The organism is Sphingomonas sp. GW821-FHT10F11 (assembly GCF_058809095.1).
On the sequence record NZ_JBXASH010000001.1, the window covers coordinates 980,092 to 1,006,268 of the forward strand.

Below are 26,177 nucleotides of genomic sequence, written 5' to 3' on the forward strand. Positions count from 1 at the left end.
GACGCACGCTCGCCGGTTCGCCGTTACAATTCCACGTTCTGGAGATGGATTCGACGGGTGCCACCAGCATGCGCGATCGCGGCCTGTACATCCGGTCTGGCCCTGACCTTTTTCAAGTTCACCTCAATGGGATCGGCCGGAAGGACCACCGGCGGCTCGTCGAAATCACTGAGGTCGACCAATGTAGCGATGCGCCGCTCGGGGTCTTCGAGCTGCCGGATGATGGTGGCTGCGGCGCCGTCCAGGTCGTCCATGCATAGCTGGAGCTCCGCCAGCGCACGACGACTATCCGTTTCATGCGCCTTGGCATAGGCGAGGTCGGCCGCTGCGGCCTCTTTCCTCCCCGCGAGGATATTTGCGCATCCTCGGGTGCTGCGCAGCGCCATCTCCCCAAACGGGCTGACCGGGCGTTTCGAGGCAGCGAACGGCGTTAGTGTCGTCAGGGCGAGTTCCGGCTTGCCAAAACGCGTTTGCACGCTGGCAAGATTGATCAGCTGGCTGACATTGATTCCACCCTGCTCCTGCGCACTGGCACCGGACTTCATGGCCGCGACGGCCTCGTCATACTGCCCGAGCATTGCATGACTGTTGGCGATCCCGTCCCACCACCAGTTCAGCTTAGTCGACACATCGGTGAAGGCGCCCTCACGTCCGACCAACGGCCGTGCCGTTTCCAGCACGGCGAGCGCTTCTTTCGGCCGCCCCAACTGGCGCAGGCGGATTCCGGCCTGGACGATCGGCGCCAACTGATCGGGATGCTGCCGCATCAACGACCGCGCCTCTTCAAGGCGCCGCTCGACATTGGCGCGCACATCGAACGTGGGGGACAACATCGATCGGAACCTGGCATCGAAGCTGATCTGGTTGGCCAGATAGGGCTCGACGATCTCTCGAATCTGCGCCGCCGCACTCGGCTTGTCGCCCGCCGCAAACAATATCTCGGCATATTGGTGGCGAAACAGGTCGACCGGCTCGAAAGGATCATCGGGCAAATAGCCATTCTCAAGTAGGGCTTTGAGAAGGCGACGACGAGCGTCGCCCTGACGGCGATCCTTCAACTCTCGCGAAAGGTCGATCAGCCATCGGATGGGCGTACCGTTCAGCACGGCGGTGCGTCCCTGAGTCAGCGCTTCGATGGTCACTACAGCAGGGGCATATTGTTGCTTTTGCAGTTCGGTCGCGAGGCGGAACCGCCAGATCAAGTCGGAAGCTTCGTTCAGCGCGGTGCCCTCGACCGCATACCGATATGCGGCATCGCCTTCTCCATTCCTGATCGCGCAGCTAACTGCCATGTCGTATCCCATCGCCAGCACCTTTTCAGGCGCTTCCTTTGCGAGGGGTGGTTTCAGGCGTGGCTCCACCACCTTCATCGCCGTCGCGCAGTCGCCGCGATCATATGCCGCGGCGGCCTGAGCCCACACCGCCAAATCCTGCCGTGTTAATTCTGTTCGATCCGGCGGAAAGGCGCGCGCGGGAGCGGCGGCCGATCCGCCGATTGCCATCAGCAACATCAACAAACCGGCATGATTGACAGACGACATAACTTCCCCCGAAATCCGATTCGCCTCACCGTGCGCGAAATCTCATTCGGAGCCAATCGGTTCGCGCCGTGATCGTCTCGACTCTCGATAGATCGGCACGTTCAGCGCGAGTCTCAACGCTTCAGCGCCTTCGCCAGAAACGCATCCGATTGCGCCAGCATGTCGGTGCGCACCGTGCTGTCATGGAGCTGATGATCCAGCCCTGGAAAGATGACCAGCCGGGTTGATTTGCCTGCCGCCCGCAGCGCCGAATCCATCTTCCGCGAATCCTTGATGTCGACGTTCAGATCCTGGTCGCCATGGAACATCAGTACGGGTGCCTTGAAGATATCGGCGTGCCGCACCGGCGATCCTTCGGCCGCGTTGGCGTTCGACCCGACATATTTCGAAACCAGCACGGCATTCTGCGATTCACGTGAATCATTCCGCAATGCCTGCAGATCGGTCACGGGCGCCACCGCGACCACTGCCTTGAACAGTCCTGGGTCGAGATAATTGACCTGGAGCGCCGCATAGCCGCCATAGGACCAGCCGAAGATGCCGAGCCGCTCCTGATCCGCAATGCCCTGTTTGGTCAGCCAGCGCCCGGCATCGGTCACGTCGCCGATCGCGGTGCGCCAGGATTTGAACCCGCTCTCGTTCAGGAAGGCATCGCCATAGCCGGTCGATCCGCGGAACTGCGGTTGCAACACGGCATAGCCCCGGGCCGCGAAGAACTGGGCGAGCCAGTCGAAGCCCCAAACGTCGCGCGATGCCGGTCCGCCATGCGGCATCACGATCGCCGGCAACCCCTTCCCGCCCGATCCCACCGGGAGGGTAAGGTACGCCGGGATCATCGTCCCGTCCGCGGCCGGATAGGAAATGGCGCGCTGCTCCGCCAGTTTCCGCTTCTCGAGCTCGGGGCGCGCCACCAGCACCTCGGTCAGTCGCTTGGTGTCGCGGTTGAACAGATAATAATGCCCCGGATCGACATCGCTCGCGGCGAACACCAGTAATTTGCGCTCGTCAGCGCTCGCCCCGGAGAAGACGATCGTCGGCAGGTTCGGCAGCACCTTGGTCAGGCTGACCGCCAGGGCGTGATATTCCGGATCGAAATAGACGACATGCTGCCGGTCGGTGATGTAGCGATAGCCGATCGGCCGTTCGTGCCGGCCGATCGTCTCGACCCCGCCGACATCGACCTGGGGGTGGGCGAAGACCAGGTCGGTCTTCATCGTGCCGTCCAGCGCGACGCTGTACAGCGCATCGCGCCCGTCGAGCTTCTGAAAGGCATAGGCAATGTTCTTCTGCGCGTCGATGACGGCCGGCCTCAGGCCCTTTTCGTCGGCATCGATCTTGCTGAAGACCTGCCAGTCGTCACCGATCCTGGGCCGATAGCGATAGGTGACCTTCCCCGTATAATTATACTGGTTGTTGAAGTTGTATTCAGCGGTGATACGGACCACGCCATTGCCGTCGGTGATGTAGCTTTGGGCGTAGGGATAATCCTTGATCCTCTCCCCATTCGCCGTGCGCGTGTCGACCCGCTCCAGGCCCATCGAGCCGTCCTTCAGGAAACGGACCATCAGTATCTGGCCGTCTCCCGACAGCCAGTCGACAACGCGGCCATCATAGGTCCTGGGGCCATAATACATGGAGCGATTGGGCTTTCCCATCGCGAGCGGCCTGGTGCCATCGGCATTGACCGCGACGATGCGATTCCAGCCGAGCTTGCGATTCTCCAGGACCGAGACACCGTAAAGCTGACAGACCAGCCGGTCGTTGGCGGACCAGCCGCAATCGGTGATCCTCAGCGGCTTGCCGTCCGCATAGGTGATGGTCTTCCTGTCGCCGGTGGTGACGTCCTCCACCATCGCCACGTTCATCGGTCCGGCGCCGGGCGACACGAAAACGACATGCTTGCCGTCCGGCGACAGGCTGACGCTCTGCACCCAGGGCTGGGCGCCGAATGCCTCGGCGACTTTCGACGGATCATCCGCGAGAGGCGCCGCGCCGCTCCCGGCAACCGCGACCAAGCCGAGAGCTGCAAATCGCCGTAATTTCTTCACCGGAATCATCCCCCGCACTCCGGAGCGACTCTATCCGCCCACCAGGACCAGTGACAATGAAATCCGCGTCACGATGGAGCGAGAGCGTTGGAATACCGGCAATATGCCAGATACCCGACTATGCTGCCCTCGCCGACTTTCTTGCCTGTCCTCGCCAAAGGGGGGCGCGACACAGGATCGCGCCGCACCGGATCAATGCCAGAAGATCAGCAGCAGGATAATGATCGGGAGCGGAATGCCGATCAGCCACAGCAAGATGCCTTTACCCACGATATGCTCCTCTCGATTGTTTCGTTGGCAACACAACAGTCTCACAAGCTGGCCGTTCCATTTGGCGACCGACCTTCCGGGTGCGTTTTCCATTGCGGCAGAATTGGCGTGCTACGTATTTTCACAATGCCCCCCGTCAACACCTTGGTTGCCGTCACGCCGCTAGGCGTCGAGTCCAACGCAAGGGGAAATCGATGCCGATCGCAAAGCTGGAAGCGGAGCACCGCCGTGTCCTGGAAATGGCCGACGCGCTCGACGCCATGGCGGCAGGCCCTTTCCCGGAAGCGCCCGGTATCTTCACCCAGAAATTATGGAGCTTCACCCGCGAGGTACTGGCCCATCTGTCCAACGACGAGGCGCTGGTGGTGGTGCCGCTGATGGACGACCGGCGCCCGCATATCGCCCAACTCGCCGCCCAGTCCTACGCCCAGCTACGGACGCTGCATGCCGATTTCGAACGGCACATGGCAGATTGGAGGGGTCTTCCCGAAGCCCGGGACTGGCCGGGTTATCGCCGTAGCGTGCAGACCCTCATCCGGCGTCTGCGCGCCCGGGTCGCGGCGGAGGAAACGGGCATCTATCACTTCATGCCGGTGCAGCGGGTCGACCGGCAACCCGATCTCCCCGCCAATTGCGCCAGTGCCGCCTCGAAAGCAGCCTAGACCGTCACCGTCTCCAGCGTCGTCGTTTCCGGCCTGGGCAGTCCGGACACCTGGTAGGTCGCAACCAGTTCCTCCTTCCGCGCGCGGAGCTGCTCGCCCAGCGCATCCATGTCGATCCCGGCGTGCCGCGCCTGGGAGAACATGCCCTCCATGCGCTTCTCTTCCTCCTCGACATGGTGCTCGATCTGCTCGGACAGCACCTTCACCTTCGCGTCGTAATAGTCGTCGTCGGGGCTGCCCGCCTCGATCTCGGCGATCAGCACCTTGGCGCCGTCATGCTCGACATAGGCTTCCTTGAGCAGGTCCTCCTCGATCTTGCCTTCGCAGGCCGGATAGAAGATCTCCTCCTCGATCCGGGCATGGACGGTCAGCTCAAGGCAGATCTGCATCGCGATCTTCTGCTTCTTCGTCGAGCCGGTCGCGCCCTCGAACTGCTCGAACAATGCCTCCACCATGCGGTGATCCGCCTTGAGGAGAGCGATCGCATCCTGTTTCGTATCGGCCATGAGAACCTCCTGCTTGTCGCGGAATCAACCGCAGCGCATCGGGTTCGTTCCGCGATCTCAACCTGTTGCGAGTCGTTAGCGATCCGCGTTGATGCAGATCAGGTCGGATGCATCACGAACGACAAGTTCATGCAGACGTCACGGACAGTTCACGCTATCGCGGGCACATCACGGCGATCGTGAACCAGATCACAGGACCGCCGCTCACGGCGCCCCATTCGAGGCACGCGCTTGCTCCACTTCTCCCGATCGGCCTTCCGTACCGCACGCCTCCAGAATCCCTCGCTTTCCGACGCCGCGGCCCATGCGATCCCCGGTACATGGGTGATGGGCGGGACCTTGCTCAGCCTCGCCACCCTGATCGGGCTGATGGCGTGGCAGGGGCTCAGGATCGATCCCTGGGCATGGAGCACGCTCGTCTTTTCCACCCTGGGCATCGCCGCGGCCGCTACCCGTTACGCCCTGCGCCACCCACCGACGAAAGGACGCCGCATCGTACGCGACGTGGCCGAATATTTCGGGCTGTTCATCCTGATCTCGCTGATGGGCGCGACCGCGACCTATCCGCTATCGGCCGGCAGCCACGGCTTCATCGATCCGACGTTGCAGCGGATCGACGCGATGCTGCGCTTCAACTGGATCGCCTGGTACGATCTGGTCGCGGCGCACCGCTCGCTGCAGCTGCTCGGCATTGCCGCCTATCAAAGCATCTTCGTGACGCCCGCGATCCTGCTCGGCTATTTCGCCTGGCACGACCATCGCGGTGCCGCGCGTTCGTTCATCGCCTCCTTCTGGCTCGCCGCGGTCATGTCGCTGATCCTGTTCCGCTTCTTCCCGGCGGAGGGACCGCTCGCCTTTCTGTGGCAGGGCCCGATCCCCTATATGCCGGTCAGCCAGCTCTCCGAATCCACGATCATCCCGGAACTGCGCCTGCACCTGATGAGTCACGTCGACCTGGGTAACCTGCGCGGATTGGTGTCGGCCCCCAGCTTCCACACCGCGAGCGCGGTGCTCTACATCGCCGCCGCCTGGCCGTTCCGCCGGCTGCGCTGGCCACTGACCATCCTCAATATCGCGATGCTGCTGTCGACGCCGGTCGAGGGCACGCACTATCTGTCTGACATGATCGCCGGAGCGCTGGTGGCGCTCGTCGCGATCGTCGCCGTCAAGCACCTGGAAGCACGCCGTTCATCCTTAGGGATGATGGAAAGTGTCATCATGCCGGCCTAGATCACGCCCATCGCGGACGGACGGTCCGGCCCGCGACCCATCTTCATCCCCCCGAGGAGATACCGCGATGAGCACGATCACGACCAGGGACGGTACCGAGATCTTCTACAAGGACTGGGGCACCGGACAGCCCATCGTCTTCCATCACGGCTGGCCGCTGACCGCGGACGACTGGGACGCGCAGATGCTGTTCTTCCTCGCCCAGGGCTACCGCGTGATCGCCCATGATCGCCGCGGCCATGGCCGTTCGAGCCAGCCGTCCTTCGGCAACGAGATGGACACCTATGCCGACGATGTCGCGGAGCTGACCGCGGCGCTCGACCTGAAGGACGCGGTCCATATCGGCCATTCCACCGGCGGCGGCGAAGTCGCCCGCTATCTCGGGCGGCATGGCACGTCGCGCGTCGCCAAGACGGTGCTGATCGGCGCGGTGCCCCCGATCATGGTCAAGAGCGACAAGAACCCCGGCGGCACGCCGATCGAGGTGTTCGACGGCTTCCGCACCCAACTCGCCGCCAACCGCGCGCAACTCTACAAGGACGTGCCCTTCCCCTTTTACGGCTATAACCGCGAAGGCGCGCAAATTTCCCAGGGCATCATGGATCATTGGTGGCTGCAGGGCATGACGGGTTCCGCCCAGGCGCATTACGACTGCATCAAGGCCTTTTCGGAGACCGACTTCACCGAGGATCTGAAGAAGATCGACGTGCCCTGCCTGATCCTGCACGGCGACGACGACCAGATCGTGCCTTACAAGGATGCGGCCTTGCTCTCGGCCGAGCTGGTCCAGAAGCCGACCTTGAAGATCTACCCCGGCTATCCGCACGGCATGTGCACGACTCATCCCGACGTGCTGAATGCCGACCTGCTGGCCTTCATCAAGGCATGACCGACGCCGCCGCTCTCATCGCCCGGCTAGGGCTCGAACCCCATCCCGAGGGCGGATGGTATCGCGAGACGTTCCGCCAGCCCGCGCACGACCAGGCGCGCGGGCTGGCGACCGCGATCCTGTTCCTGCTCGACCTCGGCCAAAGCTCGCACTGGCACCGCGTCGACGCGGTGGAGCTGTGGCTGTGGCACGCCGGCAGCCCCTTGCGGCTGCTGATCGACGACGGCACGCCGCAGGAGCATCTGCTCGGTGGCGATGTGCTGGCGGGGCAGCTCCCCCAGGCGATCGTTCCGGCCAATGCCTGGCAGGCGGCGGAAGCGCAGCTCGGCTGGGCGCTGGTGAGCTGCATCGTCACTCCGGCCTTCGAATTCTCCGGCTTCGAGCTCGCACCGCCCGGCTGGTCGCCCCGCTAGGGCGCGGCGATCAGGATCACGACGCGGCGATTCTCCTGCCGGCCCGCCGCGGTCGCGTTGGTGTCGATCGGATGGTGTTCGCCCAACCCTTCCACCAGGATGTTGCCGCGCGGCATGCCGCCTCCGGCCATCGCTTCCGCCACCGCCGACGCGCGGCGCACCGACAGTGCATCATTGTGCCGCGCGGTCCCGGTGTCGTCCGCATGCCCCTCGACCTGCGCCCGGCGGATGCCGACCGCGACCAGGCGGCCGGTGATATTGCGAATGATCGTCACCTGTTCCGGCCGGATGTCGCTCTCGTCGCTCGCGAACAGCAAGCGGTCCTGCATGCCGAATTCCCAGCCGCGCGGCGTCTTCACGAATCCGCCGGAGCGGAGTGCCGCGATCTGCGCCCTCGTCCAACCGCCATGATCGGCCATGGTCTGGCACGCCGCGAGCAGCAACAGGCCGATGCCGAGCAACATCTTCGGAAGCAGTCGGGGCATCATGGTCGAACCGCCTTTCCCTTGGTCATGATCGTTGTGCACGGGCCTGCTTGCTCGCGTACATCACCGCATCCGCCGCGTTGAGCAGCGTCGCGGCGTCCCTGCCATCCTCCGGGAACACCGCGGCGCCGACGCTGAGCCCGAGGATAAGCGTCTCGCCCGAGGACAGCGAGATCGGCTCCGCCATGCGCTGGGCCAGGCTCTCGCATACCCGCGTGACGGCCTCGCGACCGCTCGGCGCGGGCAGCAGCACCGCGAACTCGTCGCCGCCGAGCCGCGCGGCGATATCCTGGGCGCGTACCGACGCCTTCAGCCTTGCCGCGATCTCCACCAGCACATGGTCGCCCGCCGTATGGCCATATCGGTCGTTCACCGCCTTGAAGCCATCGCCGTCGAGATAGAGGATCGCAAAGGGCTCGCCGTCGCTGAGCGCCTGCTCAAGCGACACGGCGAGGTGATGCTCGAAATCGGCGCGGTTCGGCAGGTCGGTCAGCGTGTCGTGCCGCGCCTGGTGGCTCAGTTCCTCATGCTCGCGCCGCAGATGCGCGTGCCATTTGTCCAGTTCGTCGAGCAGGGCGTTGAAATCGTCGCCCAGCGCGTCGATCTCCGCGATCCCTGCCGGCGGCGCGCGGCGGCCGAAGCTGCGCTCCTCCCGCACGCTGTGCGCGACGGCGGCGATCTCGCGCAGCGGCCCGATCACGCTCTGCTGCAGCCGGCTGGCCAGGAAATGGGTCGCGATCGCGGTGATCACCAGGCAGGCGAGCGCCCCCGCCAGGCCGCTGCGAATATAGCCCGCGACCACTGCCGGGTCGCCGCGCACCCGCACCTCGCCGATCGTTACGCCGCGGTGCACGACCGGCGCCGTGACGATCGTCGGGAAGACGAGCCGCTCGGTCAGCCCGTCGATCCCCAGCATGTCGCGCTGCTCTCGCCCATGCGCCAGCCGGACCAGCTCGCGCCCGCCACGCGACGCGATGACGATCTCGGCCACGCCATTGGCCGCCGCGAGCGGGGCGACGCTTTCGCGCGCGGCATCCGGATCGTCGAAGATCACCGCCGGCGCGACGGTATAGCTGGCCGACTGCGCGATCAGGTACAGGTTCTGCTGGGCATAGCCGGCGATCGTCGCGAAGCCGGCGAGCAGCACCGTCAGCCCGGCCATGCCGACCGCGAACAGCGTGACGCGGAAATGCACCCGCGCGAGCACCGCGCGAAGGGTCGGGAGCTGGCGTGCGGCCGGGCTCACGAATCGTCTCCATTGGCATCCGACAGACGCAGGACACGGGGATCGACCCGCACCGCCCCCCGCGAAATGGCATCGACGCTGAGCCGGAACGATATCTCCAGCTGGTCGATCTCGAGGCAGAACATCGCACCGCCCCGGCACAAGGGATCGGACTCGGCGATCGACAGCACCCCCCGGCCACGGATCGAAGCGATCGCCCGCTGGCTGCCTTCCGTGGCCATCGCACCAAGATACAGGACGTCGCACCCCTGGCCGATCGTCGTGGCCCCGGCCGCGAGATAGTTGACGGAGACGGTGCGCCCCACGACCTGGCCTGCCTCACCCAGCCGGCCGGCGAAGCGCGCCTTGCCCATCACGCACAGCCGCGTCGCCGCGACGGGCTCGTCCGGCCAGCGCGTATAGCTGATGATCCCGCCGACCATGCGCGCGACGGCACGGGCCTGCTGGTCGGGGCCCGGCGCGATCCGGGTCCGGACGGGAAAACCAGCAGCAGTCGGCAGTGTCGAGAACAGGTACGCGATCAGCGCGATCGGGGTCAGCATCGCGGCAGCCCTGCCACACGCACGACCGCACATTCCCGAAGGAGGTTCGCGGATCGCGAAGGGTGGTTGGCTGGACTAGACAACAGGCGGATGAGTTTGGTTACACAACTGGTTACTATACCGTCACAGCCTTACAGGCGCCGGCCGATGACTGGCAAGCGCATCCGACATTGCCCGGCGGACAATGCGACGAAACTGCAATGGAGAGGCCTCAGCCCGCGCCGTTGATCTGCTGGATCAGCGCGCGGTGCGGCGGCAGGTCGAGCGTCGCACGCTCCCCGAAATTGCGGATTCGGGCGAAGGTCTTCTCCGCTGCGCCGACATTGGGAAAGTCGCTGCGGCTGGGCGCCAGGTCGGTCCTGAATTCCATGCCGTAGAGAATGTACTGATAGTTGAAGAAGGCGAAGGATTCGAGGTCGAGCGTGAAGTCGAACCGGCCCGGCGGCCGGTGCCGCCACTGGTCGAGCATCTCGGTGAGGCGCTCGGGGATCGAGGCGGGATCGGCATTGTCGCGCCAGAAGGGCTCGCTGCGCTGGCTCAGGCAATAATGCAGCTTCAGGAAATTGACGATATTGTCGTAGCGCGCCGCCATCAACTCGTTGAAGCGCCGCGCCGGCGCATCGACCGGGCCGTTATGCGGGAACATCTCGGCGATCATGCCGATCGCCGCCTCGATGACCAGTACGCCGGTCGATTCGAGCGGCTCGAGGAAACCGCCCGACAGGCCAACCGCGACGCAGTTCTTGACCCATTGCCGCTCGCGATAGCCCGGTTCGAACAGAATCCGGCGCGGCACGAACTCCTGCGCGCCAGGTCCGATATAGTCGCGCAGGATCTCGGCGGCACGGTCGTCGGACATATGGTCGCTCGAATAGACGCAGCCGATCCCCCGCGCGCCGTTCAACCCGATGTCCCAGGTCCATCCGGCCTCATGCGCGGCGGCGATGGTGTAGCTCTCGATCGGCGCGTCGGGCCGTTCATAGGGGATCTTGCAGGCGAGCGCCCGGTCGGTGAACAGGATCGACCGGACCGATTTGAACGGCACCTTCAATGCTCGCCCGATCAGCTCGGCGCGGAATCCGGTGCAGTCGATGTAGAGATCGGCGTCGAGCCGGCCCTGCTCCGCCGTGACGACATGGTCGATCGCGCCGGTTTCGCCGATCTCGACATGGTTGACCAGGCCCTGGAGGTGAATCACGCCAAGCGCGCGCGCCCGCTCAGCCAGGATGTTCGCCAGCATCGTCGCGTCGAAATGATAGGCATAGCTGAGCGGACCGGAGAAATCGCCTTCGCCCGGCCCCTTGGGCCCGCGTTGCGCCTCGGCCACGCGGTTCTGGATCGTCATCGCCTCGGCGAAGGGCCGGCGCGTTTTCTCGTCCTGCAACAGCCAATAGGGCACCAGGCTCACCCCCTCGACATGGAAGGGCGCCTCGAACGGATGGAAGAAATGACTGTGCTCGCCCTCTTTCGGCGTGTGCACCCAGTCGACGAAGCGGATGCCCTGCTTGAAGGTCGCCGAGGTTTCACGGATGAAACGGCTCTCGTCGATGCCGATGAACTGAAGCGTGTTTCGGATCGTCGGGAAAGTGCCCTCGCCCACCCCGATGATGCCGATCTCGGGCGATTCGAGCAGCCTGATCTCGAGCCGTTCGTTGCCGGACAGCTCGAGGAACTTGGCGAGGTACGCCGCCGTCATCCAGCCGGCCGTGCCACCGCCGACGATCAGGATGCTGCGCTTCCGGTTCATGCCGCCGTCTTGCCCCATGATCATGCCCTGACGAACAGGTTTTTGAGCCAGAGTGGCCCGGCCTTCGCCGCCTGTCGCCAGTCGCCATCCTCCTCGGCCGCATCTGGCGTATAGGCCCAGGGGTTGATCAGCTTGACCCGGCCTGCCTTGAAGGCACCCGGATGGCGCGTCGCCAGGGTCAGCCCGTGCTCGACCGCGGTCGCGGCGAGCAGCCCGTCGCGCGGATCGGCGAAAGGCAATTGGCCACGCCGCCGTACGATCGCGGCATCGACCGGCAGGATGCGCCCGTCGAATGCGCCGAGCACCTGGTTGTCGATCCATTGGCGCAGTGCCATGCCGATGGCCTTGTCGCGTTTCGCCGTGCGCGCCACACCGCTGTCCAGCTCGAGCAGGGTCAGCGCGGAAATGAACAGGCTCTGCCGGGCAAGTCCCGCGGCCCAACTCGCGAAACGCGGATCGGTCTGTCCCGAGCGCGCGTTGCGCAGTTCGAAGACCACGCCGGTGTCGAGCAGATACATCAGCCAATCCCCTCTTGCCGGCTCCAGGCTTCATCGGCGCTGCCCGTCAGATCCATCTCCGGCAGGCCCGGCATCGCCAGCAGATCGACGATCGTCTCGGTCTGGCCGGTAAGCTGCCGGAAGGCGTCGATGCTCATCAGCACATGGGTCGGCTTGCCGCGATCGGTGACGAACACCGGTTCGAGTCGCGCGGCCCGCTTCGCAGCGGTCACATCCTGGTTGAAATCGCGGCTTGAGACGAGCTTCATCGTGCCGATTCCCGAATCTACAAGGTTACAATGTTCACGCTAACTTGTAGGTACATTACTACTCTGTGGCCACTTCGCAACAACTGACATACGGTCGCCGGGAAAATGACAACGAACGGCATCCCGACCGCATTTTCCTGTTGCGCCGAGCGCCGGATTTCGTCCCCATCACGGCCGGGCAACATGGATTGCCGCGGGAAAGACCCGAAATTTAGGAGGGGGAATCATATGGCCGACGGGGTCATCGACAGCATCTGGTCGACGGTGGGGGGCATCTTGTCAGCCCATGGTCCGGCCGTTCCGGCTGCGGCCGCGAGCTATACGCCGGGCGATTTCAGCGTTCATTTCTTCCTCCAGCTCGCGGTCATCCTGCTCGCGTGCCGGGTGGTCGGCTGGGCCGGCAAGAAATTCCTCGGCCAGCCCCAGGTCGTCGGCGAGATGATCGCCGGCGTGATCCTCGGTCCATCGCTGATCGGCCTGCTCTTTCCGGGCCTGCAGGGCGCGATCTTCCCCAAGGAAACCCGCAACGTCCTTTATGCCGGGTCGCAGCTCGGCGTCGGGCTGTACATGTTCCTGGTCGGCACCACGCTCCAGCTCGACAAGTTCAAGTCGAAGGCGAAGAGCGCGATGAGCGTGTCGTTCGCCGGCATCGCGGCGCCGTTCCTGATTGCGTTCCTGATCACGCCGTTCCTGCTCGGCGTGCCGGGCCTGTTCGCGGCGGGCATCTCCACCGCCAATGCCACGCTGTTCATGGGTGCCTGCATCGCGCTGACCGCTTTCCCGATGCTCGCCCGGATCATCAACGAACGCGGCCTTGCCAATACCTCGCTCGGCACGCTGTCGCTGACCGCCGGCGCCTTTGACGATGCCGTTTCGTGGTGCGTGCTGGCGGTGGTGCTGGCCACCTTTGGCGGCGGACCGGGCGTCGCCGTGCTCGCGATCGGCGGGGGCCTCGCTTATGCCGCCTTCATCATCATCTTCGGCCAGCGCCTGCTGGCGCCACTCGGCCGCGCGGTCGAGCGCGCCGGGGAGATGAGCATCACCGTGCTTGCCATCACGCTGATGCTGTTCTGCATGTCCGCCTTCCTGATGGACGCGGTCGGCATCCACGCGATTTTCGGCGGCTTCATCCTCGGCGTCGTCATGCCGCGCGGGCTGTTCGTCGAGGAGCTCAAGAAGAAGGTCGAACCGCTCGCGGTCGTGCTGCTGCTGCCGATGTTCTTCACCTATTCGGGCCTCAACACCCGGCTGGACATGGTCAACTCGCCTACCCTGTTGCTGATCGCGCTCGGCGTGCTCGCCGCGTCGATCCTCGCCAAGGGCGGCGCCTGCTATCTCGCGGCACGGCTCGCCGGCGAGGACAACCGGACCGCGCTCGGCATCGGCGCGCTGATGAACTCGCGCGGGCTGATGGAATTGATCATCATCAATATCGGCCTGCAAAAGGGCATCATCGGCCCGACGCTCTTCTCGATGCTGGTGCTGATGGCGATCGTCACGACGATGATGGCCGGGCCGCTGTTCGAGCTGGTCTATGGCCGCTCGGCGCGTGCCTCCGGTGAGCTCGGCGCGATCGACGGCGGGCTCGTCGCCAAGCCGGTCTGAGAGCTTCTCCCCTGGAGCGGGCGGCCCCACCCCTGCCCGCTCCATTTTTTACGAATTCAAGGATTTGCTCATGAGCAAGACGATGGCGCGGGCCCTCGGGCTCGCGGCGCTGGGGACATGTGCTCACACCGCCCACGCGCAGGACATAACGCTGAAGCCACTGATCGACGCGCGCCTCCGCTACGAACATGTCGACCAGGACGGTATCGCCGACCAGGCCGACGCTGCCACGCTCCGCGTCCGCAGCGGCGTGCAGGCAAGCACCGGCCCCTGGTCGGCTTTGGTCGAGAGCGAAGCGACGATCGGCATCGCCAATCACTACAATGACGGGCTGAACGGCCGACCGTTGCCGCTGGTCGCCGACCCGCAGAATATCGAGATCAATCGCGCCCAGATCCGCTACGCCGCGCACAAGGCGAGCGTCACCGCGGGGCGTCAGGTGCTCGACCTTGCCGACCAGCGCTTCGTCGGTCCGGCGCCCTGGCGCCAGAACGAGCAGACTTTCGATGCGGTGCGCGTGACCTGGGCGGGCATCCCACGGCTCAGCATCGACGCGAGTTATGTCTGGAGCGTGCGCACCGTGAACGGTATCGACGGCACTGGCGCGCGCCCGACCGCGATACCGGGCAGCAACTGGTTCGGCCTGGTCAGCTATGCCGCGCCGATCGGCACGCTCACCGGCTTCGCCTATCTCGTCGACCAGGATCTGGCGGCGGTGCAGGGCTTCCGCCTGTCGAGCCAGAGCTACGGCGTCCGCTTCGCCGGCAGCCGGCCGATCGCGCCGGGCTGGAAGATCGGCTATATCGCCAGTGCCGCGCGGCAGAGCGACTATCGTCGCAACCCGAACCGCTATGCCGCGAGCTATTATCTCGCCGAGGCCAATGTCAGCGGCAAGGTGGTGGCGGCGACGGCTGGCTATGAAGTGCTCGGCGCCGATCGCGGCACGGCACTGACCAGCTTCCAGACGCCGCTCGCCTCGCTATTCCGCTTCCAGGGCTGGGCCGGCAAGTTCGGCACCACCCCGCCCAACGGCATCCGCGATCTCTACGGGACGCTGGGCGCCAACTGGAAGACGAAGGGACCGATCAGCGGGGTCGGCCTCGGCGCGACCTGGCACCATTTCGACAGCGACCGCCTGTCGCAGCATTATGGCGACGAACTCGACCTGCTCGCCCAGGCGAAGCTGAAACGCTTCACCGTCGCCGCAAGGCTGGCGCGCTACAAGGCCGACCGGTTCCAGACCGATACGACCAAGGGCTTCCTGTCGGTGGAGTGGGTGCTTTAAGCCGCTTCGACCGCGATCAACGCCTCGACATATTTCGCGTCATTGGCGTGGAACAGCGTGCTCGCGGGGAATTCGCGCTCGGTCAGCTGGAGCTCGTTGAGACCGGCCAGCTTGAACGTCCCGATCTTCTCCTCGCGCGGCGGCTTGCCGTCCTTCTCGATCGCCACGGCGTCGATGAACAGGTCGCCATGCTTGGTGTAGATCACGTGCGGCGCCAGCGTCATGGTGACGCGGTTATAGGTCGCGACCACGCAGCGCTTGCGCACGATCGCCTCGAAAATGGTCGGGACAGGACCCTGGGGGGCCGCCTTGTCGCTCTCGATGGGTAGCTTCATGGAAATAGTCATACAATAAAATGCTGCATCGCAGCAAGTGCAGATCGACGAACCAGATGCCCGATTTGGGGAACCCCGGCGATCCAAAACAGGACCGGAATGGCAAGGTCGCCGATTTCGAAATATTTCCCCAACCCATCGATTTTGTCGCATAGGCCGCGCGTGACGACTCCGCCCTCCCCTCCCGATGACACCGGACCTGCCGCTTCAGCGGATACCGGCGCCGCCGGCGCTTCGGGCGCGCAAGGATATACGCTCGGCTTTTTCCGCCGCCAGCAGGAACCCGACAAACATAATATGGGGGACGGCCTGCCGCTCCCGCGCCGCTATGTCGCGATCGCCGCCATGTCGTTCGGCTCGGCGCTGGTCATCATCGACGGCGGCGTCGCCAATGTCGCCTTGCCGACCATCGCCCGCGACCTGGGCGTCGGGCAGAGCGCGATCGTCTCGGTCGTCACCGTCTATCAGGTGATATTGGTGATGCTGCTGCTGCCCTTTGCGGGCCTGGGCGAACGCATCGGCCTCAAGAATGCGTACCAGGCCGGCCAGGCGATCTTCACCATCGCCACGATCCTGTGTTTCTTCGCCAAGAGCCTGCCGTTCCTCCTCATCGTGCGCGCGGCGCAGGCGATCGGGGCAGCGGGGGTACTGAGCGTGTCCTCGGCGCTGATCCGCCAGATCTATCCCTCGACTCAGCTCGGCCGCGGGCTCGGGATCAATTCGGTGGTGGTGACCAGTTCGGCGGCGATCGCGCCCACGCTCGGCGGCCTGATCCTGTCGGTGGCGCCCTGGCCCTGGGTGTTCGCCAGCGCCGTGCCCTTCGCGCTCGCCAGCCTCGCGCTGGGCCATGCGATTCCCAACCCGCGTGCGCGCCATGCCACTTTCGACGTGTTCGGCGCGGTGCTGTGCGCCGCGATGTTCGGCCTGGTGATCGGCGGGCTGGAAAGCATGGTGCATGGCGACAGCCCGGTCGTCTCCGTGGCGATCGTCCTGGTCGGCGTGCTCGTCGGCATCTATTTCGTCCGGCGCGAACGCGGCGAGCCCAATCCGATCCTGCCGATCGACCTGCTGGTCCGCCCGGTGCTGGCCTTGTCCGCGATTGGCGGCTTCATCGCCTTCACCGCCTCGATGACCCTGCTTATCTCGACGCCCTTCCGCCTGCACGCGCTTGGGTTCAGCGCAGCGGCGATCGGCGCCGCGATCGCGCCCTGGCCGCTCACCAACATGATCGTCGCGCCGGCCGCAGGCTTCCTGTCGGATCGGGTGCCCGCCGGCATCCTGGGCGGCATCGGCATGACCATCTCGATCATCGCGCTGCTGCTGCTTGCGTTCATGCCGGCCGACCCGACGCTGTTCGACGTCGCCTGGCGGATGGCGCTGTGTGGATCAGGCTTCGGCATCTATCTGCCGCCCAATGCCCGGTTGCTGGTCGGCTCGGCCCCGCGCGAGCGCGCCGCCGCCGCGGGCGGGCTGGTCTCGACCGTCCGCCTCTCGGGCCAGACCACCGGCGCGACCCTGGTTGCGGCGCTGCTCGCACTTGGCATCGGCGAGGGCCGCATTCCGCCGATGGTGTCGGCCGGCCTGGCGGTGATCGCCGGCCTGTGCAGCATCGCCCGCCTGCGCCCCTCGATCCGCAACCCCCGCCCGGAGGAAGCGGAGAACGTCCAGCCCGAGGCGCAGAACCGCTAGGGTTTGGCCGCGGCCTTCTCGTTGGCGAGATAATTGGCGCTGAGCGTCGCATGTGTCGTCGCGACGGGCAGCAGGGTCGGGTAGAATTGCACGAAGGTCGTATCGACCGCCGCATTCGCCTGGTGGCAGGCATAGCAGCTCGCGTCATAGCCGATCATCGCCGCGGGCTTCTTCCCGTCAAAGCCGAAAAAGCCCCAACCGCCCTTGAAGCGCTTGCTGTCGCGGACATGCACCTCCACTGCCAGCGGCTCGCCCGACTGGAAGGCACCGCTCTGGTTGATCGAGCCCTTCGAGGTACTGCCGCGTATCTCCAGCACCAGCACCGTCCCCTCGGGCCAATGCCCGGTCTTCAGGAATGCGGCATGCGCCTCCGGATTGACGAAGACATTGTCGAACGGCCCCTCGGGCGAAGCGGCATTGGCCGAGGCGTTGTAGCTCATCGCATGGCCCGAGGTGACGAAGGTCCAGCTGCGATAATCGGCCGGAAAGAGCATCTCGCCCTTGTCGTTATACTGCGCGGCCGGCGCCTCGGGCGCTTTCGCCAGCGCGACCGACATGACGAGCATCGCCGCCGCGCCCGCAGGAACCAGATATCGCCCGAACCGCATAACATCCTCCCGTCTTCAGACGGGGAGGCATAAGGCGCGGACGGCCCTGCGGGGATGTCGACTATCCTGCCGTTCCGGACATGCGCCGCCGGTCGCGCGTCACTTCCGGCGGTTCGCCATGCGCGCGGGCATAGGCGCGGCCGAACGCGTCCGGGCTGCGATAGCCGGTCAGCCGCGCGACTTCGCCCACCGGCACCGCATTCCCGCTGAGCATGTCACGCGCCGCCGCAAGGCGAAGTCGCGTGACCAGCGCACCGGGGCTTTCGCCCAGGCCCTCGCGGAACATGCGCGACAATTGCCGTTCCCCGATCGCCGCGCGTTCCGCCAGCGCCGGCAGCGACAGATCGGCATCGAGATTGGTCCCGATCCACGCCACCAGATCGGCCAGCCGGTGCGGCGCGCGTGCCTGCGCACGGAGCGGCTCAGAGAATTGCGCCTGCGGCCCGGCGCGCATGCTCGGCACGACCATCTCGTGCCCGACCGACAGCGCCAGGGTCGGTCCCAGATCGGCGCGCACCATCGCCAGCGCCAGGTCGATGCCGGCGCAGACCCCACCCGAGGTGAAGCACGGCCCGTCCTCGACATAGATGCAGTCGCTCTGCATCCGGATCGCCGGGAAACGCCGCTGCACATCCGCGATGAAGCGCCAGTGCGTCGTCGCCCGCCGCCCGTCGAGCACGCCCGTCGCTGCCAGCCCGTAGATACCAGTACAGACGGATGCGATCCGCCGCGTCGTCGCCAGCCGCGGCGTCAGCCAGCCGACCACCGCCGCGTTGACCCCGGCATCGCGCAGGCCCGCCCCGCCCGGTACGATGATCGTGTCATAGGCAGGCGCATCGTCGAAGCTGCGGCCGGGCAGGATCCGCATGCCCGCCTCGGTCGCAATCGGATCGAGCGACGCCGCAACCACCTCCACCGCATAGGCCGGCCGCGCCGGATCGGCCGCCGCGGCGGTGGCGAACACCTCGAGCGGCCCGGTCAGGTCGAAGCCATTGACCTGGCCGAACGCGATCAGGCCGATCCGCCGCACGGCGGAAAGGCCGGACCCGTTCAAATCACCGCTTTCCCGTCGCCGCCCATCATCGCCTTGCGCACCAGCGGGATCGGCGGGCCGCCATAGCTCAGGAACTGGTCGTGGAACGCCTTCCAACCCTGTCGCCCGCCATGAGTCGCGGTCCAGTCGTCGCGCAGCTTGCGGATCAGCAGCTTGCCCATGGTGTAGTTGAGATAGGCCGGATCATAGGTGCCGCGCGCCGCCTGCTGCTTGGCATTGCCCTCGTCCTGATAACATTCGTCGCGGAACATCCGGTACGATTGCTCCTGAGTCATGCCGCGCGCGTGCAGCCCGATCGCCGAGAGATAGCGGCAATTGCGCAGCAAGGCGTTGGAGAGCTGGCCGACATGAGTCTCCGGGTCGCCATTGTTGAGGCCCGCATCCCACATCATCTCCTCGGCATAATGCGCCCAGCCTTCGGCATAGGCATAGCCGACGAACAACCGCCCGAAGAGCGAGGGCGATTTGTTGGCATGGCGGAACTGCAGGAAATGTCCCGGCATCACTTCGTGCACCGACGTGAACAGCAGGTCCATCTTGCCCGGCACGAACGCGTCCTGCACTGCCTTGGTCCAGGTCGGATCGGGCGGCGAGATATAATAGACCGAGGGGATGCCCTTCTCGAACGGTCCCGGCGGATCGATGTACGCGGAATTCTGCCGGTTATAGGGCGGGCTCTCCTCGACCAAAGCCTGTTCGGCATCGGGGATCGAGACGATGTCCTTGGCGATCACGAACGCCTTGAGCGTCGGGATCTGCCGCCGCGCTTCCGCGACCGGCCCGCCCTCGGGCTTGTTGGCGTTCATCTTGGCCATGCAGGCGGGGATCGTCGCGCCCGGCGCGAACTTCGCACAGGCCGCCGTCAGCGCATCCTGGTTGCGCTTCAAATCCGCCTTGCCCGCCGCCTCGAGCTGGTCGAGCGGCACGTCGACGCCCTCGGTCATCTTCACCATGCGCGAGAATTTCTCGGCGCCAAGCGCGAAATCCTGCGTCGCCGTGGCGCGCTGGCCGTCGAGATAGCCGGCCAGGTCGTGCATCGATTTGGCCGCGGCGCCCGCCACCTGGTCGAACTCGTCCTGCAGCGCCGGGCTCTTCACGCCGGCAAAGGCCTTCTTCGCGTCGCCGGTGTAATAATCGGCGAACCCGTTGAAGCCCGCCACGCCGTAATTGATGAAGCTCAGCGGCATCGGCGTCTTCAGGTTCGCGCGGATGTTCGCCGCCGCGCCCGGGATCTGGCGCAGGAACTTGATCATCGCCTTCATCCGCGTCGGCGCATCGGCATAGTTGCGCGCGATATAGACGTTCGGGTCGAGCCCGTTGCCGATATACCAGGCCGGGCTGGTGTGCGGCTGGTCCGCATCGGTCAGCCAGAACAGCTTCCCTTCGGCGACGTTGACCAGATAGTCGCGCTCGAACGCATCCTGCTTGCTCAGCTTGCCCGCGTCGAAGGCAGATGCCTTGACGACCGAAGCGCGCAGGAAATCGGCCTGGCGCTTCAGCCCCGCCTCGCTCCAGTCGGCCAGCCCGCCGTCGAAATCATGCCGTCCCTGATAGACCGCATTCGCCGGATCGAGCTTGAACCAGCCTTCGATGAACGCATCGCGAAACGCCGGCCAGTCGGTCGTCGGCAGTGCCAGCTCGGCATCGTTGGTGATGGGCTTCGTCCCAGACGGCCCGCAAGCCGTGACCGCCAGCAAGGCGATCCCGGCAAGCAATATCCTGCGCATACCCGCTCCTTTTGATTCGTCTATGGCAGGATGCTGGCAGGTTGAATCGAGGCGCGCCAGCCCGGCGCAAGGCCGCCCGCAGCGTTGAGGGGCTATTTGCCCAGGTCGACGATCATGTCGTCGGGATGCACCACGTTGAGCTTCTTGCGCGCCAGCTCGTCGACCATGTCCGGATCGGCATGGCGCGGATCGAGCAGCGCGACGCGGTTCTTCAACTCCGCGCGCTGCTGCTCCAGCACGGCGAGGTCGCTCTGGCGCTTGTCGAGCTGGCGCTGGATGTCGCCATACGCGAGCGCGCCGTTCGGGCCCATGATCGCATAGCCACCGAAAAACGCGCCCACGATCAGCAACGCGGCCGGCGGACCGGCGCGGCGGAGCATGGTGCGGAAGGTGGAACGCCTGGCCATCCCACGATTCTCGCAGGTCGCGACTCGTGGATCAAGCAGGAATTTTACCTATTCAACCTGAATCAGGCACCCCATCACGCACGCAGAATCGAGCGGCCGGCATAGACCGCCGCTTCGTCCAGCTCCTCCTCGATGCGGATGAGCTGGTTGTACTTGGCGAGCCGGTCCGAGCGGGCCAGGCTGCCCGTCTTGATCTGCCCGCAATTGGTCGCGACGGCGAGGTCCGCGATGGTCGCATCCTCGGTCTCGCCCGAACGGTGCGACATGACCGCGGTATAGCCCGCGCGGTGCGCCATCGACACCGCCTCGAGCGTCTCGGTCAGGGTGCCGATCTGGTTGACCTTCACCAGCAGCGAATTGGCCAGCCCGTCCTTGATGCCCTGCTTCAGCCGCTTCGGGTTGGTCACGAACAGATCGTCGCCGACCAGCTGGACCTTGTCGCCGATCAGGTCAGTCAGCGCCTTCCAGCCCGTGAAATCGTCCTCGGCCATGCCGTCCTCGATCGAGAAGATCGGATAACGACGCGTCAGGTCGGCGAGATATTCGGCCATCTCGTGGCTGGAGAGGATCCTGCCCTCGCCCGAGATGTCGTAGCTGCCGTTCTTGAAGAACTCGGTCGCGGCGCAGTCGAGCGCAATCATCACATCGTCGCCCGGCGTATAGCCCGCCTTCTCGATCGAACTCATGATGAAATCGAGCGCATCGCTGGTCGACGCGATGTTCGGTGCGAACCCGCCCTCGTCGCCGACCGAGGTCGCCAGGCCCTTGTCGTGCAGGCCCTTCTTCAAGGTGTGGAAGATCTCCGAACCGCAGCGCACCGCCTCGGCGATCGAGGAAGCGCCCACCGGCACGACCATGAATTCCTGGAAATCGATCGGATTGTCGGCATGCTCGCCGCCATTGATGATGTTCATCATCGGCACCGGCAACACATGCGAGGAGACGCCGCCGACATAGCGGTAGAGCGGCAGCCCCCGCGCATCGGCCGCCGCCTTGGCGACCGCGAGGCTGACGCCCAGGATCGCATTGGCGCCGAGCCGGCTCTTGTTCTCGGTGCCGTCGAGCTCGATCATCGCGCGGTCGACATCGCTCTGGTCCTCGGCCTCGAGCCCGAGCACCGCATCGGCGATTTCGGTATTCACCGCCTCGATCGCCTTGAGCACGCCCTTGCCGAGATAGACGCCCTTGTCCCCGTCACGCAGCTCGACTGCCTCATGCGCGCCCGTCGATGCGCCCGAGGGAACGGCGGCGCGGCCGAACGAACCGTCATCGAGCAACACGTCGACTTCCACGGTCGGGTTGCCCCGGCTGTCGAGGATTTGGCGCGCATGGATGTCGATGATTGCGGTCACTTCATGATCCTTCTAACGATTGAGGCCCCAGGCAGACGGGCGTGCCTCTATCGGCTATCATCGGCGGCGGCAAATCGTCTCGACCGATGGAACCGTGGACTGTGCTGACCGGTTGAAGTTGGACAAGCGAGGAAAGGGCGACAGCATGGCCGACGAAACTCCAAAGGCCCCCAAGCCGGCCAAACCGGTGAAGAAGGCCGCGACCACCGCGACGCCGCGCAAGGCCGCTGCTGCCCCCAAGCCCTCGCCTGCCGCAAAAACCGCAAAGCCGGCTCCAAAGCCGGCCAAGCCGAAGAAAGGCCCGACCGTGGACTCCACCGCAGACACCGCCATCCCACGCTTCAAGGCCGAAACCAGGGCCGCGACCCAGACGCTGAAGGACAGCGCCTCGAAACTCACCAGGGACGCCGGCGACAAGGCCCGTGCCTATGCCGAGGACGGCAAGGCCCGTGCCGGCGGCGTGCTCGACGAGCTGGCCAAGATGATGACCGAGGCCGCCGGCACCGTCGACGAGAAGGTCGGCCCGCAATATGGCCAATATGCCCGCAGCGCCGCCGATGCGGTCTCGGGCTTTTCGGACTCGATCAAGCAGAAGAATCTCGACGACCTGATCGAGGATGCGCGCGGCTTCGTGAAGAAGAGCCCGGCGATCGCGATCGGCACCGCTGCCGCCATCGGCTTCGTGCTGGTCCGGCTGATCAAGTCGGGCATCGACGCCGCCGACCGCGACGACGCCTGATCCGACACGCCCCGGGGGGAACATGGCCGAGCGACCGCCGGAAGAGCATGACAACAACAGCATCGCGGCCCTGTTCTCGCGCCTGATCGACGATGCCGAGCGCTTCGTGCGCGCCGAGATCAGGCTGTACCGCGCCCAGTTCCTCAGTCGCGTCGGCGAGGCACGGAGCGCGATAGTATTGGGCGTGGTCGCGCTGCTGCTGGCGCAGTCGGCGATGATCGCGACGGTGCTCGGGCTGCTGCTGATCCTGCGGCGCCCCCTGGGCGAAGTCGGGGCGACGATCCTGGTCGTCACCCTGTCGCTCGGCGTCGCTGCACTGCTCGTTCGTCTCGCCATCGCCAAGGTGCGCCGGATCACCGACATCCCGGACAAGCCCGAATGACCCCGCCCCAGAACCTGCCGGAAGCGATCGACGACGCAACGAACCTCGCTTTTGCGCGGCAGCGGGCCGAGGCGGCGCGCGCGCGGCTGGCGGGCACGCTCGTCGATCTCCAGGCCCGGCTCAACCCCAAGGCGCTTGCGCGCGAGGCCTTGGGGGAGTTGAAGGAGGCAGCGCAGGAAATCGCGCGAGACGGGCTTGAAGGCCTCAAGCGCCATCCCCTGACCCTGGCCGGCGGCGCCGCGGCGGTCGGCCTGCTCCTCGCCCGCGGGCCGCTCAGGCATCTCATCGAGGTCTATCTCGATGAAACTCCCGAGCCGCCCGCGAGTTTGAAACCCAAACGGGCGCGTGCCCGACGGAAAGGACCCTCCGAATGAACGCCCCCACCACCGACAAGCCCGCCACCGCGAAGCCGACTCCGCGCACCGCCGCCGAGAGGGCGCTCGACACGACCCGCGACACCGCGCGCGAGGCCGTCCGCCGCACCGCCCAGGGCATCGAGGCCAATCCGCTCGCCGTGCTGGTCGGCGGCGTCGCGATCGGCGTGCTCGCCGGCGCGGTGATCCCGCGCACCGAACAGGAGGGCAAGCTGCTCGGCCCGGTCGGCAAGCGCCTCACCGATACCGCCGCCGGCGCCGCCCAGGCAGCGAAGGAAGCGGGCAAGGCGGAACTCGACGCGCTCGGCCTCAACAAGGATGCAGCGCGCGATCAGGTCGGCAAGCTGCTCGACGGCGTGGTCAAGGCATTGTCGAGCGCCGGATCGGCCGCTGCCGCCAAGGCCTCCAGCAAGTAACAAAAAGCCGCCCAGGCGGTTCACCTCATGGAATTCACGCTCTAAGGACGAGGCGACTCCTACCTTTGGAAGCCCGATCCATGAGCAAGCTCCACCTGGTCTTCGGCGGCCGCGTCAAGGACCCCCGCCATCTCGACTTCGACGATCTCGACTCGATCGAGATCGTCGGAGTCTTCCCCGATTATGCCAGCGCCGAAAAAGCCTGGCGCTCGGCCGCCCAGCGCACCGTCGACGATGCCGAGATGAAGTTCGTGGTGGTCCACCTCCACCGCCTGCTCGAACCCGACGTGCTGGATCCGCCAAAGGCCTGATCCTTTCGACTGCCGACGTTGAACCTTCCTATCTAACCCCTCCGGGACAGCATCTACTTCAACCTCTCCCCTTCAGGGGAGGGGCGCACCCTTACTTCAACCCCTCCCCTTCAGGGGAGGGGCGCACCCTTACTTCAACCCCTCCCCTTCAGGGGAGGGGCGCACCCTTACTTCAACCCCTCCCCTTCAGGGGAGGGGCAAGGGGTGGGGCAGCGGTGAGGAGGGCTCGACGCCCTCTTCACCGCTTCGATCCTGGCGAGAAGCCATATCAAGCCGAGCAGACGTACCCGCGCCCCCGGACCGTCACCGAACTCTACCTGCCGCCCGCAAAAACCCCATAACGCTCGCGCCACGCGGCCACCTCGTCCTGCAGATGCGCCGGCGCAGTGCCCCCCGAAAGCACAAGCGAAGCGACCTCACTCTCCGGATGCATCAGCATCTTCTTCGCCCCATCGCTGAACCAGACGGGCACCAGTTGATCGCACAGGCTGTCGAGGATCGTCGCGGCCATGCCATTCTCGATCGCCTCACTCCCGGCGAGCGCGCGGACATGGATCGACACCCCTTCGAAGCAGTTGCGCGGCGCACGCTCGAAATTGATCGACACGAGAAGACCCGACCGGTCCGGCCGGGCTTCATCGGGCATGGCCGCGACCCGTCGCCAGGCGCAGAACCATGTCCGGCAGATATGCGGGCGCACCGCATGGATGCCGCACCCACGCGAACAAAGGTGCGTGCAGGGCGTCCCCGCCGGCTTCTTGAAATCGGGCGTATCGACCGTGAGCACGGTGCAGCACGCCACGCAATCGCCGCAGTCGCGATCGGCGAGGACCGGTCCCAGCAGGATGGTTTCCAGGTCAGTCTCGGTGTGCATCCGCGCAGGAGGTGCCTCGACCCCGGTGGGAACACAAGAGTCCGGCGTGGAATGATATCGGGGCGCGGCCCATGGCGAAACCGGTGGCGACAAATCCGCGATGCCGCCATTCGCCTTTCGGCAAGCCGGTCGGTTGAGCGGCTTGAACCGGCACATGGCATTCCGGCGACCGACCACGGACCATCAGCCTGATTTCGGCTTCTTCCCTGAAGCGAGCGGTTTCAACGCGGCTTGCGACATCCATGAAATTATCCGGGCTTCGTCCAGCTCCTCCGTCGATGCCAGTTCGACGCCGCGCGTCGCTTTGCCCATTCCAATAGGCGTTACCGGAGGCTCGGGGCTGATCTCGGTGCCCCGTATGAACATCAGCTTCACATGACCGACAAAAGCGCCGGACGAGAAGCACCAACCGTCAGGCACGCCATAATAGGCCATGCCCCACTTCACCGCGCGTTTGAGGTCGGGCACTGCCTGCACGGCCAGTGCGTCGATACGCTCGGCGATACCGCGCTGTGGTTGCGGCAAACTGGCGATGTAGGCGAACACCGGCGTGTCCCCTTCCGCGGCCTTGGCCGAACTGGCTTTGCCGGTCATGGCGACAAGGAGTTCCGCCTCTCTTGTGTCGGCAGGCTGATTGCCCGAAACTTTCGTCATGGAATGTTCCTTTCGCGTGT

Annotated in this window: 30 protein-coding genes; 12 read left to right on the plus strand and 18 right to left on the minus strand. The window is 65.5% G+C overall.

Annotated elements, in window-relative coordinates; all coding sequences use genetic code 11:
* Positions 1 to 23: 23 nt before the first annotated feature.
* The 3 genes from AC1RT8_RS04810 to AC1RT8_RS04820 form a co-directional block, all read right to left on the minus strand.
* Entirely contained in the window at positions 24 to 1,541 is a 1,518-nt protein-coding gene (locus tag AC1RT8_RS04810; protein WP_493074439.1) for a hypothetical protein, read from the minus strand.
* A 113-nt stretch (positions 1,542 to 1,654) separates the two neighbouring features.
* Positions 1,655 to 3,589 (minus strand): S9 family peptidase, encoded by a 1,935-nt coding sequence (locus AC1RT8_RS04815; protein WP_493074440.1) that lies wholly within the window; start codon positions 3,587 to 3,589, stop codon positions 1,655 to 1,657.
* Between the two features lie 192 nt (positions 3,590 to 3,781).
* The gene (locus AC1RT8_RS04820; protein ID WP_493074441.1) at positions 3,782 to 3,952 is read right to left on the minus strand and encodes a hypothetical protein; all 171 of its coding nucleotides are present in this window, start codon (positions 3,950 to 3,952) and stop codon (positions 3,782 to 3,784) included.
* A gap of 101 nt (positions 3,953 to 4,053) precedes the next feature.
* Between AC1RT8_RS04820 and AC1RT8_RS04825 the strand changes: the two genes are divergently transcribed.
* Positions 4,054 to 4,521: a hemerythrin domain-containing protein gene (locus AC1RT8_RS04825; RefSeq protein WP_493074442.1), complete on the plus strand. Its 468-nt coding sequence runs from the start codon at positions 4,054 to 4,056 to the stop codon at positions 4,519 to 4,521.
* Here AC1RT8_RS04825 and AC1RT8_RS04830 read toward each other — a convergent pair.
* Positions 4,518 to 5,027, minus strand: coding sequence for a hemerythrin domain-containing protein (locus AC1RT8_RS04830; RefSeq protein ID WP_493074443.1), 510 nt, complete (start codon positions 5,025 to 5,027; stop codon positions 4,518 to 4,520). The genes AC1RT8_RS04825 and AC1RT8_RS04830 overlap by 4 nt on opposite strands.
* Positions 5,028 to 5,258: 231 nt before the next feature.
* On the opposite strand from AC1RT8_RS04830, the gene AC1RT8_RS04835 reads away from it, so the two are divergent.
* The 3 genes from AC1RT8_RS04835 to AC1RT8_RS04845 all read left to right on the plus strand — a co-directional run bounded on the left by AC1RT8_RS04835 (position 5,259) and on the right by AC1RT8_RS04845 (position 7,559).
* Positions 5,259 to 6,257: a phosphatase PAP2 family protein gene (locus tag AC1RT8_RS04835; RefSeq protein WP_493074444.1), complete on the plus strand. Its 999-nt coding sequence runs from the start codon at positions 5,259 to 5,261 to the stop codon at positions 6,255 to 6,257.
* Positions 6,258 to 6,324: 67 nt separating this feature from the next.
* A complete protein-coding gene (locus tag AC1RT8_RS04840; RefSeq protein WP_493074445.1) occupies positions 6,325 to 7,146 on the plus strand; it encodes an alpha/beta fold hydrolase in 822 nt (273 codons plus the stop codon).
* Positions 7,143 to 7,559, plus strand: a complete 417-nt coding sequence (locus AC1RT8_RS04845; protein ID WP_493074446.1) for a cupin domain-containing protein — start codon at positions 7,143 to 7,145, stop codon at positions 7,557 to 7,559. The genes AC1RT8_RS04840 and AC1RT8_RS04845 overlap by 4 nt, the downstream gene beginning before the upstream one ends.
* Here the strand turns inward: AC1RT8_RS04845 and yfiB are convergent.
* The 6 genes from yfiB to AC1RT8_RS04875 form a co-directional block, all read right to left on the minus strand.
* Positions 7,556 to 8,047 (minus strand): outer membrane lipoprotein YfiB, encoded by a 492-nt coding sequence (gene yfiB / locus AC1RT8_RS04850; protein ID WP_493074447.1) that lies wholly within the window; start codon positions 8,045 to 8,047, stop codon positions 7,556 to 7,558. The genes AC1RT8_RS04845 and yfiB overlap by 4 nt on opposite strands.
* A gap of 22 nt (positions 8,048 to 8,069) precedes the next feature.
* A complete protein-coding gene (dgcN, locus tag AC1RT8_RS04855; protein WP_493074448.1) occupies positions 8,070 to 9,290 on the minus strand; it encodes a diguanylate cyclase DgcN/YfiN in 1,221 nt (406 codons plus the stop codon).
* Positions 9,287 to 9,832: a regulatory sequestration protein YfiR gene (gene yfiR / locus AC1RT8_RS04860; RefSeq protein ID WP_493074449.1), complete on the minus strand. Its 546-nt coding sequence runs from the start codon at positions 9,830 to 9,832 to the stop codon at positions 9,287 to 9,289. Before yfiR ends, dgcN begins: the two co-directional genes overlap by 4 nt.
* A 211-nt stretch (positions 9,833 to 10,043) precedes the next feature.
* The gene (locus AC1RT8_RS04865; RefSeq protein ID WP_493074450.1) at positions 10,044 to 11,603 is read right to left on the minus strand and encodes a tryptophan halogenase family protein; all 1,560 of its coding nucleotides are present in this window, start codon (positions 11,601 to 11,603) and stop codon (positions 10,044 to 10,046) included.
* Complete coding sequence (locus tag AC1RT8_RS04870; protein WP_493074451.1) at positions 11,600 to 12,097, minus strand: type II toxin-antitoxin system VapC family toxin; 498 nt, start codon at positions 12,095 to 12,097, stop codon at positions 11,600 to 11,602. The genes AC1RT8_RS04865 and AC1RT8_RS04870 overlap by 4 nt, the downstream gene beginning before the upstream one ends.
* A complete protein-coding gene (locus AC1RT8_RS04875) occupies positions 12,097 to 12,345 on the minus strand; it encodes a type II toxin-antitoxin system Phd/YefM family antitoxin (protein WP_493074452.1) in 249 nt (82 codons plus the stop codon). The genes AC1RT8_RS04870 and AC1RT8_RS04875 overlap by 1 nt, the downstream gene beginning before the upstream one ends.
* Before the next feature lie 228 nt (positions 12,346 to 12,573).
* On the opposite strand from AC1RT8_RS04875, the gene AC1RT8_RS04880 reads away from it, so the two are divergent.
* Positions 12,574 to 13,950 (plus strand): cation:proton antiporter, encoded by a 1,377-nt coding sequence (locus AC1RT8_RS04880; RefSeq protein ID WP_493074453.1) that lies wholly within the window; start codon positions 12,574 to 12,576, stop codon positions 13,948 to 13,950.
* 70 nt (positions 13,951 to 14,020) lie between these two features.
* Positions 14,021 to 15,235 (plus strand): alginate export family protein, encoded by a 1,215-nt coding sequence (locus AC1RT8_RS04885; protein ID WP_493074454.1) that lies wholly within the window; start codon positions 14,021 to 14,023, stop codon positions 15,233 to 15,235.
* On the opposite strand, the gene AC1RT8_RS04890 is transcribed toward AC1RT8_RS04885, so the two are convergent.
* Positions 15,232 to 15,570, minus strand: coding sequence for a hypothetical protein (locus AC1RT8_RS04890; RefSeq protein WP_493074455.1), 339 nt, complete (start codon positions 15,568 to 15,570; stop codon positions 15,232 to 15,234). The two genes, AC1RT8_RS04885 and AC1RT8_RS04890, sit on opposite strands and share 4 nt — an antisense overlap.
* A gap of 297 nt (positions 15,571 to 15,867) precedes the next feature.
* Between AC1RT8_RS04890 and AC1RT8_RS04895 the strand changes: the two genes are divergently transcribed.
* Positions 15,868 to 17,259, plus strand: coding sequence for an MFS transporter (locus AC1RT8_RS04895; RefSeq protein WP_493074681.1), 1,392 nt, complete (start codon positions 15,868 to 15,870; stop codon positions 17,257 to 17,259).
* Here the strand turns inward: AC1RT8_RS04895 and AC1RT8_RS04900 are convergent.
* The 5 genes from AC1RT8_RS04900 to eno form a co-directional block, all read right to left on the minus strand.
* Positions 17,256 to 17,867, minus strand: a complete 612-nt coding sequence (locus AC1RT8_RS04900) for a cytochrome P460 family protein (protein ID WP_493074456.1) — start codon at positions 17,865 to 17,867, stop codon at positions 17,256 to 17,258. The genes AC1RT8_RS04895 and AC1RT8_RS04900 overlap by 4 nt on opposite strands.
* A gap of 61 nt (positions 17,868 to 17,928) precedes the next feature.
* On the minus strand, positions 17,929 to 18,921 hold the full coding sequence (locus AC1RT8_RS04905; protein WP_493074457.1) for a GlxA family transcriptional regulator: 993 nt from the start codon (positions 18,919 to 18,921) through the stop codon (positions 17,929 to 17,931).
* Positions 18,918 to 20,648, minus strand: a complete 1,731-nt coding sequence (locus tag AC1RT8_RS04910; protein ID WP_493074458.1) for a DUF885 domain-containing protein — start codon at positions 20,646 to 20,648, stop codon at positions 18,918 to 18,920. Before AC1RT8_RS04910 ends, AC1RT8_RS04905 begins: the two co-directional genes overlap by 4 nt.
* Before the next feature lie 92 nt (positions 20,649 to 20,740).
* Complete coding sequence (locus AC1RT8_RS04915; protein ID WP_493074459.1) at positions 20,741 to 21,055, minus strand: FtsB family cell division protein; 315 nt, start codon at positions 21,053 to 21,055, stop codon at positions 20,741 to 20,743.
* Between the two features lie 74 nt (positions 21,056 to 21,129).
* Positions 21,130 to 22,407: a phosphopyruvate hydratase gene (gene eno, locus AC1RT8_RS04920; protein ID WP_493074460.1), complete on the minus strand. Its 1,278-nt coding sequence runs from the start codon at positions 22,405 to 22,407 to the stop codon at positions 21,130 to 21,132.
* A 145-nt stretch (positions 22,408 to 22,552) separates the two neighbouring features.
* Between eno and AC1RT8_RS04925 the strand changes: the two genes are divergently transcribed.
* The 5 genes from AC1RT8_RS04925 to AC1RT8_RS04945 all read left to right on the plus strand — a co-directional run bounded on the left by AC1RT8_RS04925 (position 22,553) and on the right by AC1RT8_RS04945 (position 24,629).
* Complete coding sequence (locus AC1RT8_RS04925; protein ID WP_493074461.1) at positions 22,553 to 23,146, plus strand: hypothetical protein; 594 nt, start codon at positions 22,553 to 22,555, stop codon at positions 23,144 to 23,146.
* A gap of 22 nt (positions 23,147 to 23,168) precedes the next feature.
* Positions 23,169 to 23,528 carry a phage holin family protein gene (locus AC1RT8_RS04930; RefSeq protein ID WP_493074462.1) on the plus strand — a complete coding sequence of 120 codons (360 nt, stop codon included), beginning with the start codon at positions 23,169 to 23,171 and terminating at the stop codon, positions 23,526 to 23,528.
* Complete coding sequence (locus AC1RT8_RS04935) at positions 23,525 to 23,902, plus strand: DUF3618 domain-containing protein (protein ID WP_493074463.1); 378 nt, start codon at positions 23,525 to 23,527, stop codon at positions 23,900 to 23,902. The genes AC1RT8_RS04930 and AC1RT8_RS04935 overlap by 4 nt, the downstream gene beginning before the upstream one ends.
* A complete protein-coding gene (locus AC1RT8_RS04940) occupies positions 23,899 to 24,318 on the plus strand; it encodes a hypothetical protein (RefSeq protein ID WP_372851350.1) in 420 nt (139 codons plus the stop codon). The genes AC1RT8_RS04935 and AC1RT8_RS04940 overlap by 4 nt, the downstream gene beginning before the upstream one ends.
* 80 nt (positions 24,319 to 24,398) lie before the next feature.
* A complete protein-coding gene (locus tag AC1RT8_RS04945) occupies positions 24,399 to 24,629 on the plus strand; it encodes a DUF4170 domain-containing protein (RefSeq protein WP_493074464.1) in 231 nt (76 codons plus the stop codon).
* A gap of 313 nt (positions 24,630 to 24,942) precedes the next feature.
* Here the strand turns inward: AC1RT8_RS04945 and AC1RT8_RS04950 are convergent, their stop codons facing one another.
* Positions 24,943 to 25,503, minus strand: coding sequence for a YkgJ family cysteine cluster protein (locus AC1RT8_RS04950; protein ID WP_493074465.1), 561 nt, complete (start codon positions 25,501 to 25,503; stop codon positions 24,943 to 24,945).
* A 183-nt stretch (positions 25,504 to 25,686) separates the two neighbouring features.
* Entirely contained in the window at positions 25,687 to 26,157 is a 471-nt protein-coding gene (locus tag AC1RT8_RS04955; RefSeq protein WP_493074466.1) for a DUF1801 domain-containing protein, read from the minus strand.
* Positions 26,158 to 26,177: the final 20 nt, after the last annotated feature.

Coding starts and splice junctions, on each gene's coding strand:
- AC1RT8_RS04810 (WP_493074439.1), bottom strand. CDS start 1,541: ATGTCGTCTGTCAATCATGCCGGTTTGTTGATGTTGCTGATGGCAATC.
- AC1RT8_RS04820 (WP_493074441.1), bottom strand. CDS start 3,952: ATGGAAAACGCACCCGGAAGGTCGGTCGCCAAATGGAACGGCCAGCTT.
- AC1RT8_RS04825 (WP_493074442.1), top strand. CDS start 4,054: ATGCCGATCGCAAAGCTGGAAGCGGAGCACCGCCGTGTCCTGGAAATG.
- AC1RT8_RS04830 (WP_493074443.1), bottom strand. CDS start 5,027: ATGGCCGATACGAAACAGGATGCGATCGCTCTCCTCAAGGCGGATCAC.
- AC1RT8_RS04840 (WP_493074445.1), top strand. CDS start 6,325: ATGAGCACGATCACGACCAGGGACGGTACCGAGATCTTCTACAAGGAC.
- AC1RT8_RS04845 (WP_493074446.1), top strand. CDS start 7,143: ATGACCGACGCCGCCGCTCTCATCGCCCGGCTAGGGCTCGAACCCCAT.
- yfiB (WP_493074447.1), bottom strand. CDS start 8,047: ATGATGCCCCGACTGCTTCCGAAGATGTTGCTCGGCATCGGCCTGTTG.
- yfiR (WP_493074449.1), bottom strand. CDS start 9,832: ATGCTGACCCCGATCGCGCTGATCGCGTACCTGTTCTCGACACTGCCG.
- AC1RT8_RS04865 (WP_493074450.1), bottom strand. CDS start 11,603: ATGATCATGGGGCAAGACGGCGGCATGAACCGGAAGCGCAGCATCCTG.
- AC1RT8_RS04870 (WP_493074451.1), bottom strand. CDS start 12,097: ATGTATCTGCTCGACACCGGCGTGGTCTTCGAACTGCGCAACGCGCGC.
- AC1RT8_RS04875 (WP_493074452.1), bottom strand. CDS start 12,345: ATGAAGCTCGTCTCAAGCCGCGATTTCAACCAGGATGTGACCGCTGCG.
- AC1RT8_RS04880 (WP_493074453.1), top strand. CDS start 12,574: ATGGCCGACGGGGTCATCGACAGCATCTGGTCGACGGTGGGGGGCATC.
- AC1RT8_RS04885 (WP_493074454.1), top strand. CDS start 14,021: ATGAGCAAGACGATGGCGCGGGCCCTCGGGCTCGCGGCGCTGGGGACA.
- AC1RT8_RS04890 (WP_493074455.1), bottom strand. CDS start 15,570: ATGAAGCTACCCATCGAGAGCGACAAGGCGGCCCCCCAGGGTCCTGTC.
- AC1RT8_RS04895 (WP_493074681.1), top strand. CDS start 15,868: ATGGGGGACGGCCTGCCGCTCCCGCGCCGCTATGTCGCGATCGCCGCC.
- AC1RT8_RS04900 (WP_493074456.1), bottom strand. CDS start 17,867: ATGCGGTTCGGGCGATATCTGGTTCCTGCGGGCGCGGCGGCGATGCTC.
- AC1RT8_RS04910 (WP_493074458.1), bottom strand. CDS start 20,648: ATGCGCAGGATATTGCTTGCCGGGATCGCCTTGCTGGCGGTCACGGCT.
- AC1RT8_RS04915 (WP_493074459.1), bottom strand. CDS start 21,055: ATGGCCAGGCGTTCCACCTTCCGCACCATGCTCCGCCGCGCCGGTCCG.
- AC1RT8_RS04925 (WP_493074461.1), top strand. CDS start 22,553: ATGGCCGACGAAACTCCAAAGGCCCCCAAGCCGGCCAAACCGGTGAAG.
- AC1RT8_RS04930 (WP_493074462.1), top strand. CDS start 23,169: ATGGCCGAGCGACCGCCGGAAGAGCATGACAACAACAGCATCGCGGCC.
- AC1RT8_RS04935 (WP_493074463.1), top strand. CDS start 23,525: ATGACCCCGCCCCAGAACCTGCCGGAAGCGATCGACGACGCAACGAAC.
- AC1RT8_RS04940 (WP_372851350.1), top strand. CDS start 23,899: ATGAACGCCCCCACCACCGACAAGCCCGCCACCGCGAAGCCGACTCCG.
- AC1RT8_RS04945 (WP_493074464.1), top strand. CDS start 24,399: ATGAGCAAGCTCCACCTGGTCTTCGGCGGCCGCGTCAAGGACCCCCGC.
- AC1RT8_RS04950 (WP_493074465.1), bottom strand. CDS start 25,503: ATGCACACCGAGACTGACCTGGAAACCATCCTGCTGGGACCGGTCCTC.
- AC1RT8_RS04955 (WP_493074466.1), bottom strand. CDS start 26,157: ATGACGAAAGTTTCGGGCAATCAGCCTGCCGACACAAGAGAGGCGGAA.